Genomic DNA, 14,957 nt, shown 5'->3' with positions numbered 1-14,957 from the left:
AATGAACGTGGTGACCGGGCCCGGTGCGGGCAGGAACCCACGGCCGGCGTCTTCGCCGTTGATCCGGAACTCGAACGAATGCCCCCGCGGTTCGGGATCGTCGGTGATCGACAGTTCCTCACCGTTGGCGATACGGAACTGCTGCAACACCAGATCGATGCCGGAGGTTTCCTCGGTGACGGGGTGTTCGACCTGCAGGCGGGTGTTGACCTCCAAGAACGACACCAGGCCGTCCTGGCCGACGAGGTATTCCACCGTCCCGGCACCGTAGTAGCCGGCTTCGAGGCAGATCGCTTTCGCCGACGAGTGGATTTCCTTGCGTTGGGCGTCGGTGAGGAACGGGGCGGGGGCTTCTTCGACGAGTTTCTGGAAGCGGCGTTGCAGCGAGCAGTCGCGGGTGCCGGCGACGACGACGTTGCCGTGTTGGTCGGCGATGACCTGCGCTTCGACGTGGCGGGGCTTGTCGAGGTAGCGCTCGACGAAGCATTCGCCCCGCCCGAACGCCGCGACCGCTTCGCGGGTGGCCGAGTCGAACAACTCGGGGATCTCCTCGCGGGTGCGGGCGACCTTCATGCCGCGTCCGCCGCCACCGAACGCGGCTTTGATCGCGATCGGCAGGCCGTGTTCGTCGGCGAAGGCGAGGATCTCGTCGGCGTTCTTCACCGGTTCGGAGGTGCCCGGAACGGAAGGGGCTTTGGCGCGGGCGGCGATGTGGCGGGCGGTGACCTTGTCACCGAGGTCGCGGATCGACTGCGGAGACGGCCCGATCCAGATCAGTCCGGCATCGATCACAGCCTGGGCGAAGTCGGCGTTCTCGGAGAGGAACCCGTAGCCGGGGTGGATGGCGTCGGCACCGGACTTGGCGGCGGCGTCGAGGATCTTGTCGATCACCAGATACGACTCCGCCGAGGTCTGACCCCCGAGGGCGAACGCCTCGTCGGCCAACCGTACGAACGGGGCATCGGCATCGGGCTCGGCGTACACAGCGACACTGGCCAACCCGGCATCGGCGGCCGCCCTGATCACCCGCACCGCGATCTCGCCACGATTGGCAACAAGAACCTTGGTGATCTGAGCACTGGCATGGCTGGGCACTGAGCCTCCTACAGATGTGTTTCTCGCGTGCTTCGTTACGAACGTCACGTCGGAGTCTAAGCACCGGCACTGTCATCGCTGCAATCGGTCCGCACAGCTGCAGCGGATCGAGGACGCGTCGCAGCGAGCTACTGATTGGTAGCGATCTGACCGGTGTCGGTATGTCCGATATCGGACCGGTGGTGGTCCGGAAGAGGGAATCGCGCGGTCCCGGTGTCCGCCACATCGGTCAACAGCTTCCGGAAGGCACCGACGTACTCGTGCACCCGAGCGGTCGCCTGCTCGGTGTTGGGGTAGCGAGCCGCGATGTTGATTCCCTGCGGCGTGCGGTTGATCCAGATGTACACGTCGTGCTGGTACTGCTTGCTGCGCAGTGCTCTGGCGTTCCAGTCCGGCCAGTGCTCGGCAGCAGGCGCGAACCGTACGTCCATGAAGGAGACGACGAAGCGCGGGCGGGCGGAGTAGCCCAGAGTGGTGAACACCCGATCGAGAGGAACGCGGGCGATCGGTTTGGTCTTCTTCACCTCGGCCGAGGCCGCCGCGACCACCGAACCGAACGAGTCGGCACCGGCGATGTCGAACGAGATGGGGCACAGTCCGACGAACCAGCCGAGTGCGGAGGCCCACTGGGGCTCGTCTCGGGTGTGCACCGGCGTTACCGTGCGGAAACGACTACCCCCGCCCAGTTCCGAGCCGGTGATGGCGAGTACCGCGAGCAATCCCGCGAACAGGCTGTGTCCTGTCTTGCGACACGCGACCGAGAACGAGTCGGCCTGCTCGGGGTCGAGCACCCACGCGGACAAACCGCCTTGCGGCAGATCGTCCGGACTCGGATCGCCGATGTCGAGGGGGAACGCCGGTAGTTCGCCGTCGCCGTCGACCAGGAAGTCTCGCCAGATCCTCACGGCGTCGTGCGAGTGTTCGAGCTCAGCATTCCTTTCGCGTTCGGAGGAACCGAAGTCCAGGTAGCTGCCGGCCTCGAACAGGGCAGCAGGCGCACCGCCGAGTTCCTCTCCGTACAGAGCAGCGATTTCGTGCGCGACCAACACCGTGGACAGACCGTCGATGATGGAGTGATCCGCTGCGAAGAAGACGGTGATCGGACGCGTCTCGTCCACCGGTTCGAGAGTCACGAAGGCGTAGGCGGGCCAGATCAACGGTGAGGTGAACTCGTCGAACAGATACTGCAGGTGCTCGAACACCTCGCTCGATTGCGCGCACCGTTCCTGCTCGACCTGCCAGATGTCGATGGCACCCTGCGCCGCGGTCACCCGCGTCATCTCGCCCGTCACCTCGTCGATCGACGCGCTCGACCGCATCGCCTCGTGCCGGTCGATCCAGTTCAGAACTGCCCGGCGGAACGCGGGTTTGTCCAGGGGGCCCGCGATCTCGAAGGCCGCGCCGAGCCATGATTCACGGCCGCGACGAGGACTGCTCAGGCTCGTACGAAGGTGCGCCTCGTGGACGTAGGACGTCGGCCTGGCGTCGGGGTGCCACCCTGCGGCCTCAGGAGTGCGGGCCTGCGGACCGACGCTGGGTATCCACTCGGTGAGCGTGCCCGCGGGAACCGCGTAGTCCGCCAACTCCGTGAACTCCATATCGGCAGCAACCAACCTTCGTCGTCAGCGTCGGGGGACTGGGCATCGATGCCCTGCCGCGGAGTCTAACGACGACCCGTTGTATCGATCAAGACGACGGCGCGCCACCGCGCCGTCGCCGGTCGACCGTCAGCGAAGGTGACGCTTGATCCGCGCCAGCATCGCCGACATGCCGCGCAGTCGGAGCGGGCTGACCGCGTCGCTCAGCCCGAGCGCCGAGTAGAAATCGTCGGGTACGTCGAGGATCTCCTGCGAGCCGAGGCCGTCGAGTCCCTGCGCGAGGATCGAGGCGAACCCTCGCGTGGTCGGCGCTTCCGGCGGGGCGCTGAAGTACAGCCGGACTCGCTCGGGATCGGCGGCGTCCACCGACAGGAACAGCGGAGACTGGCATTCCGGCACCGGCTCCATCGCATCCTGGGCAAGGTGCTCCGGCAGCGGAGGAAGTTCACGACTGAACTCGAGCAGAAGCTGCAGCTTGTCCTGTCCCTCCACCGCGGCGAAGTCCTCGACGATCTCGGCCAGCGACTCCGGCAGGGCACTCATCGAGTGGCCGGAGCCGATCCGGGCTCCTCGCCCTTGGCGATCGGAACGCGGACGGCGTTGCCCCATTCGGTCCACGAGCCGTCGTAGTTGCGAACCGACTGGTATCCGAGGAGATGGGTCAACACGAACCACGTGTGGCTCGAACGCTCACCGATACGGCAGTACGCGATCACGTCGTCGGTCGCAGACGTGCCGGAGTAGATCTCGTCCAGTTCCGAACGAGAACGGAAGCGTCCGTCCGGTGCGGCTGCCTTGGCCCAGGGGATGCTCACGGCGGTGGGGATGTGACCTCCGCGCAATGCGCCTTCCTCGGGGTAGTCGGGCATGTGGGTGCGCTCGCCCGTGTATTCGGCGGGGGAGCGAACGTCGATCAACGGCACAGTTCCGAGCGAGCCGAGGACGTCGGAGGCGAACGCGCGGATGGGCGCGTCGTCGCGTTCGATCACCGGATACTCGGTTGCGGGGAACTCGGGCACATCGAGGGTGGTGTCGCGGTTCTCCGACAACCAGGCGTCGCGGCCGCCGTCGAGCAGACGCACGTCCTGATGTCCGAACAGTGTGAAGACCCACAGTGCGTACGCGGCCCACCAGTTGCTCTTGTCGCCGTACACGACGATGGTGTCGTCCCGGGAAATACCCTTGCGGCTCATCAGCTTCGAGAACTGTTCGCCGTCGATGTAGTCGCGGGTGACCGGATCGTTGAGGTCGAGATGCCAATCGATCTTGACCGCGCCGGGAATGTGGCCGACGTCGTAGAGCAACACGTCCTCGTCGGATTCGACGACGCGAAGGCCGGGGGTGCCGAGATGAGCGGACAGCCATTCGGTCGATACGAGACGATCCGGATGCGCATAGTCGGCGAACGTTGCGGTGGAATCGGTTGGTACAGGCACGTATCGGCTCCTACGGAAGATATTCGGCTGGCGGCCCGCCCGGGGGTGAACGGTCTGCACTCTCGATCCTATGCGGAACATCTGTCGAGGGGCGGGAGTGGAGCCTGCGGAATGACCTCAGGGGGCGGGAGTGGAGCCTGCGGAATGACCTCAGGGGGCGGGAGTGGAGCCTGCGGAATGCAGTTGTCAGGGCGTGAGGGCTGCGCTCTCGGGTTTCGCTGCGGAGGCCCGCATGAGTGCGATCAGTTCCGCGGTGAACGCAGTCATCACCGAGTGTGCCGTTGCCGTGTCGGGGAATCGTGATCGCAGTGCCAGGCCCGATGCGGTACGGGAGACCCAGAACTGTGCGTCGTCGGAGACCGTGGCATTGCTGATGTGGTGTGCGTCGGTTCGGTCGAAGCGCTCGTGTCCGCCGATTCTGGTGTAGTCGATGTAGGACACCATGAACACGTCTCGACGCGACAGGGTGAAGGCGTCACCGAGGTTGTTCAGTACCTGGGGGATCGGAACTGTGCTCAGAGGTAGTGCCGCGCGAAACGCTGTGTGGGCCGCGGTGATCGTGTCGGTGAGATCTCGTTCGACCTCCACGGTCATGGGAGCGTTGGTGGTGAACCAGCCCAGTGCTCGCGAGAAGTGCTGCTGATGGCGGGTGTGCAACGGGAACAGGAACGGCACACGGTTCGGTCCGCCCGTGTCGGCGCAGGCCTGTGCGATCGCTGCGACGACCCCGGCGAACATTCCGGCTCCGGAACGGGCGCAGAGCTGCTCGAAGTCGGCGGTCTGCCGGGCGTCGAGCAAGGAGGTGACAGTCGTTGCCTGAGGCGCTGTTTCACCCTCGGCGACGCCGAGGTCGAACGGGAAGCGCGGCGTGGTGCCCCCGCACTCGGTGAGGAAGGTCGACCACTGCACCATGCGCTCGTCCGTTGGATCGACGAGTGGCTGGGTTGCTTCGATGCGGCAGTATTCGACGAACCCACCGACGGGAGGCAGGTCTGTCTCCTGGTTCGACGGGCAGCGGCGGTAGGCCTCGTACAGGGTGTGGATCTCGTCGACGACGACGGCGATCGACATGGCGTCGACGTTGGAGTGGTCGAAAGCGCACAGGATCGTCGAGGTGTCCGGTCGGTCGATTCCGACGCAGGTGTACGACGGGAATCGTCGTGCATCGCAGTGCAGTTCGAGCGTGCTTCGGAGGTGATTCCGGAGCGTCGACGCCGAGGAGAAGGTGGTTCGAGTGGATTGCCTCATCTCCACCGAACCCGGTTCGTGGAGCGTCCGCTCGATTCCGTCCACCACGCGAACGAAGGAACTGCGCAGGGTGTCGTGGCGGTCGATCAGGCGCTCGAAGGCCCACTCGAGCGCCCGGATGTCGAGGTTGCCCTGCACTTCGAAGGCCCCGGCTATCCAGACGCGCTCGGCCTGCTCGAGATCACCGAGGTGAAACCGCTGGTTGAACGACGGTGGGACCGGTGAGGGTTGCGGATTCCCGGTGACGACGGCGGTGAACTCGACGACCGTGCCCGCGCGTGGGGTGTACTCAGTGATCGAGGTGACCCGCACCGGCCGGCTCCTGAACGAGATCGTCGTGCGTGAGGCGGTAATCACCGTCGCGTGCAATGGCTTCGAGCACGTGGGCCAGATGATTGTGGTAGCGCTTCACCGCTGCGGCCGCAACGTCGGTATCAGGGGTCTGGGCCACCAGATACAAGTGCTCACCGTCTCGGTTGATCCACATCGATGCGTTCGACGTCGAACCCTCGCCGGTGAAGTGCTCGGCGCGGGTGTCCGCGTCTCGTCCGACGCCGGGGAACCAGCGAAAGTCGATGTACGAGAGCATGTTCGGGCTCACGGCCAACTCGCTACCCAGAGTGCCGTCGGCGGCGAGAGCACCCAGTACGGCGTGCACCGGGGCCTCCGCGATCCGTTTGGCCTGCTCGAAGCCTCGGTGGGCCAGAACGGCGACGTCGGAGAACCTGTCGTTTCCTGCCACCTCGAACGCGACCGGAGCGAAATTGACGAACCACCCCTGGGATTGCCCGTAGTCACCGTGGTGCCGGGTACTGAGCACGGTGATCCCGAAGTAGTCGGTGGTTCCGGCCAATTCGAAGTCGGTGATCCCGACCGCAGCGAATATCCCGCTGCTCATGCGGGCTCCGGCGGCTTTGCACGCGGCGTCGAATGCAGCGGTCAGTTCTTTGTTCAACAGGTTGCGTTCGACGATGCGAACGGGAGCTTTCTCGCCGGGCGCGAGTCCGAGGTCGAGTGGGAAGCGAGGCATGCGGCCGTCGTGCCGGGTGAAAATGTCTCGCCAAGCGGCGATTTCGGGAGAATCGGCCCCGAACGTCGCGGCCCGCGCCCGCTCGTCGGCGGCGTATTCCAGATGGCTACCTGCCTGCGCAGGGATCGGTGCGTCCGCACCGGTCTCGAGCGCGTACAGGTCCGCCAACTCGCTGATGACCAGGGCCTGCGAGCCACCGTCGGTGAACGCGTGGTCTGCGCCGTAGTACAGGGTGAAGCTGCCGGGCCTGGCCACCACGCCGACGACGAATCCCGGCCAGGAGTCCGCGGTCGCCTCGGACGAGAAGCGCCCCCGTACGTAGCGTTGGAATTCGTCGTCGTCCGTCGCTTCTCCGGCGTCGGTCAGTTCGAACGCCGCGACCTCGGGTGGAGCGAGATGCCGAACGACGTCGATTCCCTCGACCTCGAACCAGCATCGAAGACCCTCGTGCCGCAGCACGTAGGCGGCCAGTGCGCGGCTCATCGCGTCCGTGTCCACGTCACCGTCGATCTCGGTTGCCACCCCGGTGTACGCGGTGTGAACGTCGCCGCGTTCGCGGGCCGCCCACGCGGCCTTGAGATGGTCCTCCTGGAGAAACGAGGCCGGAGCCGAATCGACAGGTGCCGCTTCGGCACTCGCCCGGGCAGCCGACGTGGGGTGCCATTCGAGCAGCCGACCGGGAGCGGGATTCCACCTGCCCATAGCGGTGATGATCATCGTCGCTTCGTCCTCCTCGATACGGGCCGCGGGTTGATTCGATGGCTCACTCTGCGGCGACGGTCACCGACCGAGAGGCCGACGTGAGCACCGTATCGGTACCGCAGTCGGAGTCGATCACTGCCGTCAGCACGGCGACGAACTCGGTGATGAAGCGGTGGACGTTGGTGGACGCGACGTCCGAGCTGGGGAATCGTGCGGAGATGTTGAGCCCTTGAAGCGTCCGGTTGACCCAGAAGTAGACCTCGTCGTCGGCGTGGCAGTTGCTTCGCAGAGCCCGACCCTTGCGGCCCTGCCACTGGTCGGCGTCCGGAAGGAACCGAAGGTCGATGTAGGACACCACGAATCGCGGAATTTCCGTCGACTCGAGGATCTGGGCGATCTTCGAGTACGGCATCCGTGCCAACCCCTTGTTGGCCGCGCCTGCAGTCGCCGCGGCCTCGATCGCCTCCCCGAACGTGCGAGCGTTGTCGAGCTCGATCTCCATGGGCAGGATTCCGACGTACCAGCCGACCGCTGCGGCCCACTTCTGTTCGTCTCTGGTGTGCATCGGCATCACGGTGCGCAACGTCGTGCGGCCGGACAGGCGAACGTTCGTCAGCGCCAGAGCGGCGAGGATCCCGGCCTGCATGTTGTACCCGGCGGCACGGCATGCGGCGTTGAAGGCATCGGATTTGTCGGCGGTCAGCAGCCAGGACGAAATACTGCTCTGCGCGGCCGGGCCGCTGCCGGTCGGCGACCGGTCGACCGACACCGGAAGGGGAAACGCAGGAAAGCGTCCGTCCTCTACGGCCAGGAAGTCCTGCCAGGTGCGTACGGCGCTGTGGTCACCGGTCAGCGTCTCGCCGAGAGTCCGCTCGGCCTGGCTGAAGTCGACATAGCTGCCGACTTCGGGCAATTCCGGGTCGACGCCCTCGAGAGCGTGTGCGTAGAGCCGGTCGATCTCGTTGATGGCGTAGATCTGGCTGTAGGCGTCCATCACCGAGTGGTCGGCGGCGAACGCGAGCAGGAACGACTCTCCGGGCCCGTCCGAGAGAGCGCGGGAGGCGTCGTCCGGTTCGATGGTGGCGAGGACGAAGTGCGGCCACGCCGTCGGAGACACAGTTTCGCCGAACCAGGAGTGCAGATGGCCGAAGACCTGAGTTTCGGTATGTGGTTCGGTGTGTGCCCTATCGGTCACCTGCACTGCATCCGTCGGTGCGGTGTAGCGCAGCCAGGAACCGGATTCCTCGTCGCGTCGAACCTTGGTGCGGAACGCCTCGTGACGACCCATGTACGCGGCGATGGTTGCCCGCACTGCCTCGACGTCGTAGCGGCGGTGGATCTCGAACACCGTGCCGATCCACGAGCCCGGCGCGCTGCGCTCGCAATGGTCCTGGTGCGTGAACGACAGCCCACGGGGGTCCGGTGCCCAACGGTCGTCGTCGACGCGGGGGACCCACTCGGTCAGACGACCGGCGGGGAGGGGGTAGTCGGCGAGTTCGGTGTATTCCATGGGAGTCCTCTTCCGTTCCGGGCTCGGTCGGCGGTGTGCGGCGTTGGTTCGGTATTGCACGTTGGATTACGGTCGAGTCGATCGTGTAAACCTGTCAGCGGTGTTCGTGCAGCCGACCGGTCGTTTATTCGATTGCTGTTCGATTGCTGCTTTCCGCGTTGAAAGAACAACTTCATTGCCGTCGACCCGAAGTGAGTTCAGAACACACGATAGGGCGAAAGCGAATTTATTTCGCGACGCGTAAAAGTAATACTTCTCACTGTCGAACGTCTTGACCCGCAGGTCTCCGATCGGCAGTCGACGGGGTGTCCGATTGTCCTATCTTACGATCGAGTCACTGATTTTGCTGGTCAAGATGATGACAGTTCACAATCGCAGTGTGGCGCAGATTGTCCACCGGGTCGAAGAACGACCTGGGCCACTGAATGGCCCGAACATGGTGTGGAACACAATCGACCCCCCTTTTCCGTGCATATATTGCCGAATGTGAATGCATTGGTGATGGAAAATCGACACCACTGCCCCTGTTTCTCGGATGTAGTAGGTTCGGCGCGTGACTCGAATTGGATTTGCCGATCACTTATTCTTGCGAATGCATCACGGCATCGGATATCCCGTCTTCAACCAGTTCTTGTGGTGGTTCGACGAATCCGTTCAGCGGGCAGATCTGGAAAAACTACGGGGCAACCTGTCCGACGGTCTGCTCGCGCGCCGGGTGGTCGCGTCGACGGTGCCGACGGCACGCGATCGATGGGTGCCCTCGACCGTCTCCCATTCACTGGATTTTCACCCACACGTCATCGAACCGACCGACGTTCTGGCGTGGGCCGACGACCGCCTGGATCGCGACATCGATCCCGAGACCGGTCTCGGGTGGCGACTGGCAGCGGCACCCTTGGCGAACGGAGGGACGGTGCTGTCGTTGGTCGCTTCGCACATGGTCGCCGATGGCGGTGCTCTGATCGCCGCGTTCGTTGCCGCCAACTCCGCGTCCGAGCAGCCTCGGTCGATACCGGGCGCGGACGGCATCGCGGCGCTCGGCTCGGACCTACGAGATGCCGTGGAGCAGGTGCGGTCCGTCGCCGGCTGGTTGGTGAACACCGCTGCGTCAGCACTTCCGAGCTCCGCCCGATCCGGTAAGGACGCTGCTGTCCCACCCTCGCAGCCGACTCGCTCGCAGCCGACCGCCGGAGTGGTGGACGAAGACTGGGTATCGCCTCACGCGGTTGTGGAGGTGGACGCGACGGCCTGGAGAGCAACCGCCGAGCGATGGGGTGGCACGTCGAATTCCCTGTTCATCGCGGTCCTCACGGCAGCCTCCGGGCAGGCCGGGCGAGCCTCGATCGGAGACTCGCTGCAGTGGTCCCTGCCGGTCAGCGATCGCACCGCCGACGACACCCGGTCCAACGCCACCAAGATCGTCAAGATCGAGGTGCCCGTCACCGATGCGGGCGACCGGGATCTGTCGACGATTCGGAAGACCAGCAAGGCGGCGTTCACCGCCTTCGCGGCCAGGCAGGCTGCAGGCCTGCCGCCCGCGGGCATCTCGCAGGCCCTCGTGCAGATGCTGCCCGACGCGGTGGTCGCGCGTGTTCCGCAACCACGTGACGGTGCCGAAGGTCTGGCATCGAACCTGGGCGTTCTGCCCGAGGTCTTCACCACGGTGGCCGGCGTTCGAGCTCGCGCCGTATCGGGCAGAGCAACCTTCGCAGGTGCCGACGCCGCGTTCGCGCGATCGCTGGACGGTGGCCTGACGGCGTGGTTGTGCGAGACGGACGAGAGCATCACCCTGACCGTCCACGCCATGGATCCGGATCGATTCGTCGACGACCGGGCACTGCGTGACCACGTGGCGGGTGCGTTGGGTCGCTGGGAACTGACCGCGCGTTTCTGGTGACTGCGTCAGCGGCTGTGCGCTGCTGCCTCGGTGATGTCGGCAGCTGCGCTCACCGCGGTTGCGGTCGGAGCGACGGTGGCGGCGAGTCGGCGCGCCGCCTGCCTGGCTCGGTCGGTGGTGATGTCGGTGATTCCCTGCTGCAGAACGGATTCGGTCAATGCCGAGAATTTCGTGCTGGTCCCGGCTCCGATCCGGCGCAGCGCGGCTCCCCAGAACGGCTGATCGGCGCTGAACCAGCAGACGAGCGTCGGAAGACCGGCCCGTGCCGTCGCAGCCGTCGTACCCGCGCCGCCGTGGTGGACCGCAGCCAGGCATCGCGGGAGAATGCTCGCATGATCGACCGACTCGACGATCATGATGTTCGAGTTCGACTGGGCCGCAGCAAGATCGGCACCGGTGAGATCGCTCCAGCCGGCACAGACGAGAGCGCGAACGCCCAGCCGTCCGGTCACGTTCTCGATCATGCGCACCAGTGCGGTGGGATCGGGCACGGGCATGCTGCCGAATCCGAAGTACACCGGCGCGGAACCTGCCTGCAGCCATTCCTCGAGCGCAGGATCGACGTCCGCGCGACCGCTGCTCAGCCCCAGGAATCCGACGAACGGCCGTTGCGGGCCCCACTGTTCGGCGAGTCCGGGAAACAGCGCCGACTCGTAGGCCTGAATCTCCACTCCGCCGTAGCGTTCGGATCGAACCGGCAACGAATGCCGCGTCGGGGCCAGACCAAGGGAGACTCTCTGCGCGTTCTCGCGAGCCTTCATGGACTTCCAGCGCATCGACTCCGCCAGCACCCACATCGATCGGTTGACGTAGCCGGGCAACGCGGCTCCCGGGGTCACGGGCACGACGTCGTTGCGCCGAAGCGGGCAATAGTGCAGTGCCACAAAGGCATTTCCCGCAGACTCCGCCACGTTGAACGCCATCTCCTGCCCCAGCGAACCGGTGACGATCGCGTGGCAACCCTGGGCCATCGACTCGAGTTCGGCTGTCATCCGGTCCCAGCCGTGATTGGCCAGTTCCGCGAGTGCCGCAATCTTGGTCCGCGGGTTGCGCGACTTGATGCGCACCCTGATCAACTCCGACTCCAACAGTCGCTGGGTGTCCGGCCCGAACGAGACCACGCTGACTCGTTCGCACTCAGCTGTTTTCGCTTGCGCGAAGTCCATCAGGTTCGGTGGTGCGCCGAACACCACGTCGTGTCCGCGATCGGCGAGTTCGACGCCGAGGGCAAGACCGGGCGTCACGTCACCGCGACTGCCGTTGAATGGCATCACGAACTTCATAGGGTCACTCGCAGTCGCGTCGGCGTGGAAAACGCCCTCAACCTACCAGTCCTGCCCGGCGCAGTCGGGTTCGGAAAACATATGGCGGGAAACACATTTGCGGCCCACCTGCGTCCGCGCTTGCGCAGCGATAGTCTCGCGTAGTGGAAAGACTGACGTACGACGACGACCTGTTCCTCCGCATGGAATGTGTTCTCGGGGTACCTGTGGTGAACCAGATCGTCTGGCGGTTCGACCGCGCCGTCGCACCGGACGCACTCCGATCGATGTGGCGAATGCTCGCCGCAGGCCCCATCGATCGATCCGTTCGGCGGGCCCGGGTGCCCGGAGCCCGGGACAGTTGGACCGCAGCTCGTCGAGCCGCCGATCCGGTGGTCATCGGATCACCGATCGCCCGCGGGGCGGTCGACAGGTGGATCGAGGACGAGGCCGCCGTGACATTGGACCCGATCGGGGGACCGGCGTGGCGTCTGTCGGCCACCTCGGTGGACGACGGCGGCACGGTCGTGTCCTTGGTCGGCTCGCACGTCGTCGGCGACGGCGGCGCCCTCACCTCGGCGGCAGCGGCCGCGCTGGCCGGGCACGCTGTGCCCGACGATTTCGCGCGCGTCGGTCTCGATGACGGTTCCGCGTCCGCGTCCGCGACGGCGATCTCGCGAGCCGATCTGTCCGATGGTCTCGGCCGTTTCGGTGTGGCGCTCTCGGGTGCGGCCCGAGCGCTCGGCCGCACCGCGGTGGAAGCGATGCGGGCGCGCACCACGGCGTCCGCCGCCCCGAGCACGGTCGTGCCGGACGGCTCCGGTGCGGATCGTCCGCGGGTGATCGTCGCACCTGCGGAGGGTGCGTGGACGCCGAGCACCGTCGTCGTCGATTGCCTGTCCTCCGAATGGTCCGCTGCCGCAGCGAGCAAAGGCGGCAGTTCCAACAGTCTGCTGGTGGCGGTGGTGCTCGGCATCCTGACCGGGAGCGGCCGAGTCTCCACGGAGGACCGGGTGCGCGTCGCCCTCCCGGTCAGTACCAGGACTGCAGGAGATCGACGTGCCAACGCGACGTCCGGTGTCTCGATCCACGTCGACCCAGGAGCGGGGTACCTCGACGATCTCGGAGCGATTCGAGCAGCGAGCAAGAAGGCATTCAGAACCCAGGCCGATCACTCGGTCACGACGACATTCGAGCTCCTCAAGCCGCTGATGCAGTTGCTGCCCGACGCGATCGTGGCCAAACTCGCGGCGTCGGGCTCGGCACCGCTGTGCCTGTGCTCGAATCTCGGTGCCAGAGGTGTCGCACTGCGCGCCATCGGTGGTGTCGACGCCACCGCGGTGGCGATGAGGTCGATCACGCAGAACACCGACGTGGCCTTGCTGCGCCGCACCGGCGGTGGCGTCAGTGCCTGGTGGAACGAATCGGGAGAACGGGCGACCCTGTGCGTCACCGGGCTCGATCCGGACAGCTTTCCCAGCAAGGAACACCTGCGAGGGCTGGTGGAGGCGGAGTTCGATCGATGGGGTCTGACGCCCGAATTCTGGTGATCTCGAGACAAGTCACAACTGCGGGCGAGGACGGATTTTCGGCCGGATCGCCGGTGAGGCTATGCTTTCCGACTGTTCGAGTGTTCGGGCAGGTGTGAGAAAGGGGAGCGATCCATGGCAGTGGTCGTGTTGTTCGGGTCCGAGACCGGTACGGCCGAGGAGGTCGCCGACAAGATTGCGGACGTGCTCAGCGATCATGACGCCGAGGTGCGCGACATGCTCGAGTACGAGGTGTCCGATATCGATACCGACGACTTCCACGTGGTCATCTGCTCCACCTACGGAGACGGAGAGCTCCCCACCGGTGCGGAACCCTTCTTCGACGCACTCGTGGAGGATGCTCCCGACCTCGCGGGACTGCAGTTCGCGGTGTTCGGTCTCGGCGACCGGGTCTACGAGGACACCTTCAACCGCGGCGGCGAGATCATCGCAGAGAAGCTCACCGAGCTCGGCGGCAAGCAGGTCGGCACTCATGCTCGCCACGACAGCTCGTCGAACATCAGGCCGAAGACCATGGCCGAGGAGTGGGCTCGCGAACTGATCGACCTGCTGCCCTGACGGTGGCATTCGGCTTCGGCACCCCACCGGCAGGCGGGGCCGAAACGGTCAGGACGTGCTGTCCCACAGGGCGGCCAGGGACGTACCCACCCGAGTGAGCAGGGTACGCACCAGCGGTAGGCCTATGCCGATCACCGACGACGGATCGCCCTCGATGCGGTCGACGAACCAGCCGCCGAGACCGTCCAGCGTGAACGCCCCCGCCACCGACAACGGTTCACCGGAGTCGAGGTAGGCCTCGAGATCCACCGAGGACGGCGTCGCGAAATGCACGACGGTTCTGCTGTGCGCTGCGGCCTGCGCCACCACCACGCCGTCGGTCACCCGGAGCACAGCGTGGCCGGTCAGCAATTCGCCGCTGTTGCCCGCCATGGACTGCCATCTGGCGCGCGCAACGTCGACCGAATGTGGCTTTCCGTGCAGTTCGCCGCCGATAGCCAACATCGAATCGCAACCGACGATCACCAGATCGTCGGTCGAATCCGCGAACGTCTCGGCCACCGCCGCAGCCTTGGCTCGGGCCAATTCCGTGACCACGGTTTCCGAAGACACCGAAGGCCCGAGCGCGTCGGTCAGCGCATCCTCGTCGACTCCCGACACCCGAACGATCGGCTCCACCCCGGCGGCGCGCAGCACCGACAGGCGCGCCGGCGACGCCGACGCCAGGACCAGACGAACAGGGCCCGGCGCAGCGTCGGAGGACCGGACCGTCACCGCGTGTGGCGTCCCGACGCGGCGTACGAGTACGCCGACTGAGCCGCGAACCGGCGGTGCAGCAACACCGGCGATCCCCACAGCTCACGGGGACGAGAATCGCCCGTGGACTCCGATCCGCCTTGCGCAGCCGTCAGAACCGTCACCAGCGCGGCGAGGTCCTCGTCGCTCGGATTGCCCTTCACCACTCGAACGGCAGCAGGACTCGCAGAGACCACCTCGTCGGAATGAGCTGCGTCGAGGTTCGCGTCGTTCGCTGCGTCGTCGTTCGTTTCGCTCATAGTGGGATGTTTCCGTGTTTCTTGGGTGGGAGGGTGACTTGTTTGCGTTCGAGTAGTCGTAGTGCGGTGACGATCT

At 65.7% G+C, this 14,957-nt stretch carries 13 protein-coding genes; 3 read left to right on the top strand and 10 right to left on the bottom strand.

Annotation, left to right across the window (positions count from 1 at the left end):
- From CH306_RS00065 to CH306_RS00035, 7 genes are all read right to left on the bottom strand, one after another.
- The coding region (locus CH306_RS00065) for an acetyl-CoA carboxylase biotin carboxylase subunit (protein WP_143545425.1) at positions 1-1,095 on the bottom strand (1,095 nt) is incomplete at its 3' end.
- A gap of 128 nt (positions 1,096-1,223) precedes the next feature.
- Positions 1,224-2,693 (bottom strand): condensation domain-containing protein, encoded by a 1,470-nt coding sequence (locus CH306_RS00060; RefSeq protein ID WP_032397639.1) that lies wholly within the window; start codon positions 2,691-2,693, stop codon positions 1,224-1,226.
- 129 nt (positions 2,694-2,822) lie between these two features.
- Entirely contained in the window at positions 2,823-3,236 is a 414-nt protein-coding gene (locus CH306_RS00055; RefSeq protein ID WP_032397640.1) for a SufE family protein, read from the bottom strand.
- Complete coding sequence (locus tag CH306_RS00050; protein WP_032397641.1) at positions 3,233-4,129, bottom strand: sulfurtransferase; 897 nt, start codon at positions 4,127-4,129, stop codon at positions 3,233-3,235. The genes CH306_RS00055 and CH306_RS00050 overlap by 4 nt, the downstream gene beginning before the upstream one ends.
- A gap of 186 nt (positions 4,130-4,315) precedes the next feature.
- Positions 4,316-5,689 carry a condensation domain-containing protein gene (locus CH306_RS00045; RefSeq protein ID WP_179272971.1) on the bottom strand — a complete coding sequence of 458 codons (1,374 nt, stop codon included), beginning with the start codon at positions 5,687-5,689 and terminating at the stop codon, positions 4,316-4,318.
- On the bottom strand, positions 5,667-7,124 hold the full coding sequence (locus CH306_RS00040) for a condensation domain-containing protein (protein WP_094645298.1): 1,458 nt from the start codon (positions 7,122-7,124) through the stop codon (positions 5,667-5,669). Before CH306_RS00040 ends, CH306_RS00045 begins: the two co-directional genes overlap by 23 nt.
- A gap of 46 nt (positions 7,125-7,170) precedes the next feature.
- Complete coding sequence (locus CH306_RS00035) at positions 7,171-8,619, bottom strand: condensation domain-containing protein (RefSeq protein WP_094645296.1); 1,449 nt, start codon at positions 8,617-8,619, stop codon at positions 7,171-7,173.
- Positions 8,620-9,211: 592 nt separating this feature from the next.
- Here CH306_RS00035 and CH306_RS00030 point away from each other — a divergent pair.
- Positions 9,212-10,516, top strand: coding sequence for a hypothetical protein (locus CH306_RS00030; RefSeq protein WP_094645294.1), 1,305 nt, complete (start codon positions 9,212-9,214; stop codon positions 10,514-10,516).
- 5 nt (positions 10,517-10,521) lie between these two features.
- Here CH306_RS00030 and CH306_RS00025 read toward each other — a convergent pair whose 3' ends face one another.
- Positions 10,522-11,787, bottom strand: coding sequence for a glycosyltransferase (locus tag CH306_RS00025; RefSeq protein ID WP_256980991.1), 1,266 nt, complete (start codon positions 11,785-11,787; stop codon positions 10,522-10,524).
- A 155-nt stretch (positions 11,788-11,942) separates the two neighbouring features.
- Here CH306_RS00025 and CH306_RS00020 point away from each other — a divergent pair, with 155 nt between their 5' ends.
- Entirely contained in the window at positions 11,943-13,328 is a 1,386-nt protein-coding gene (locus CH306_RS00020; RefSeq protein ID WP_094645290.1) for a hypothetical protein, read from the top strand.
- Positions 13,329-13,442: 114 nt separating this feature from the next.
- Positions 13,443-13,886 carry a flavodoxin domain-containing protein gene (locus tag CH306_RS00015; RefSeq protein WP_094631625.1) on the top strand — a complete coding sequence of 148 codons (444 nt, stop codon included), beginning with the start codon at positions 13,443-13,445 and terminating at the stop codon, positions 13,884-13,886.
- Positions 13,887-13,934: 48 nt separating this feature from the next.
- Here CH306_RS00015 and CH306_RS00010 read toward each other — a convergent pair whose 3' ends face one another.
- Together CH306_RS00010 and CH306_RS00005 are read right to left on the bottom strand one after the other, a co-directional pair.
- Positions 13,935-14,600: a Maf family protein gene (locus CH306_RS00010; protein WP_256980990.1), complete on the bottom strand. Its 666-nt coding sequence runs from the start codon at positions 14,598-14,600 to the stop codon at positions 13,935-13,937.
- Positions 14,597-14,881, bottom strand: a complete 285-nt coding sequence (locus CH306_RS00005) for an acyl-CoA carboxylase subunit epsilon (RefSeq protein WP_094645288.1) — start codon at positions 14,879-14,881, stop codon at positions 14,597-14,599. The genes CH306_RS00010 and CH306_RS00005 overlap by 4 nt, the downstream gene beginning before the upstream one ends.
- Positions 14,882-14,957: the final 76 nt, after the last annotated feature.

This window comes from Rhodococcus sp. 15-725-2-2b (genome assembly GCF_002259075.1).
Lineage (GTDB): Bacteria > Actinomycetota > Actinomycetes > Mycobacteriales > Mycobacteriaceae > Rhodococcoides.
Note: the sequence above shows the minus strand (reverse complement) of the source record. Positions and strands in the feature narration are given on the sequence as shown.

Coding starts and splice junctions, on each gene's coding strand:
- CH306_RS00060 (WP_032397639.1), bottom strand. CDS start 2,693: ATGGAGTTCACGGAGTTGGCGGACTACGCGGTTCCCGCGGGCACGCTC.
- CH306_RS00055 (WP_032397640.1), bottom strand. CDS start 3,236: ATGAGTGCCCTGCCGGAGTCGCTGGCCGAGATCGTCGAGGACTTCGCC.
- CH306_RS00040 (WP_094645298.1), bottom strand. CDS start 7,124: ATGATCATCACCGCTATGGGCAGGTGGAATCCCGCTCCCGGTCGGCTG.
- CH306_RS00035 (WP_094645296.1), bottom strand. CDS start 8,619: ATGGAATACACCGAACTCGCCGACTACCCCCTCCCCGCCGGTCGTCTG.
- CH306_RS00030 (WP_094645294.1), top strand. CDS start 9,212: ATGCATCACGGCATCGGATATCCCGTCTTCAACCAGTTCTTGTGGTGG.
- CH306_RS00025 (WP_256980991.1), bottom strand. CDS start 11,787: ATGCCATTCAACGGCAGTCGCGGTGACGTGACGCCCGGTCTTGCCCTC.
- CH306_RS00015 (WP_094631625.1), top strand. CDS start 13,443: ATGGCAGTGGTCGTGTTGTTCGGGTCCGAGACCGGTACGGCCGAGGAG.
- CH306_RS00005 (WP_094645288.1), bottom strand. CDS start 14,881: ATGAGCGAAACGAACGACGACGCAGCGAACGACGCGAACCTCGACGCA.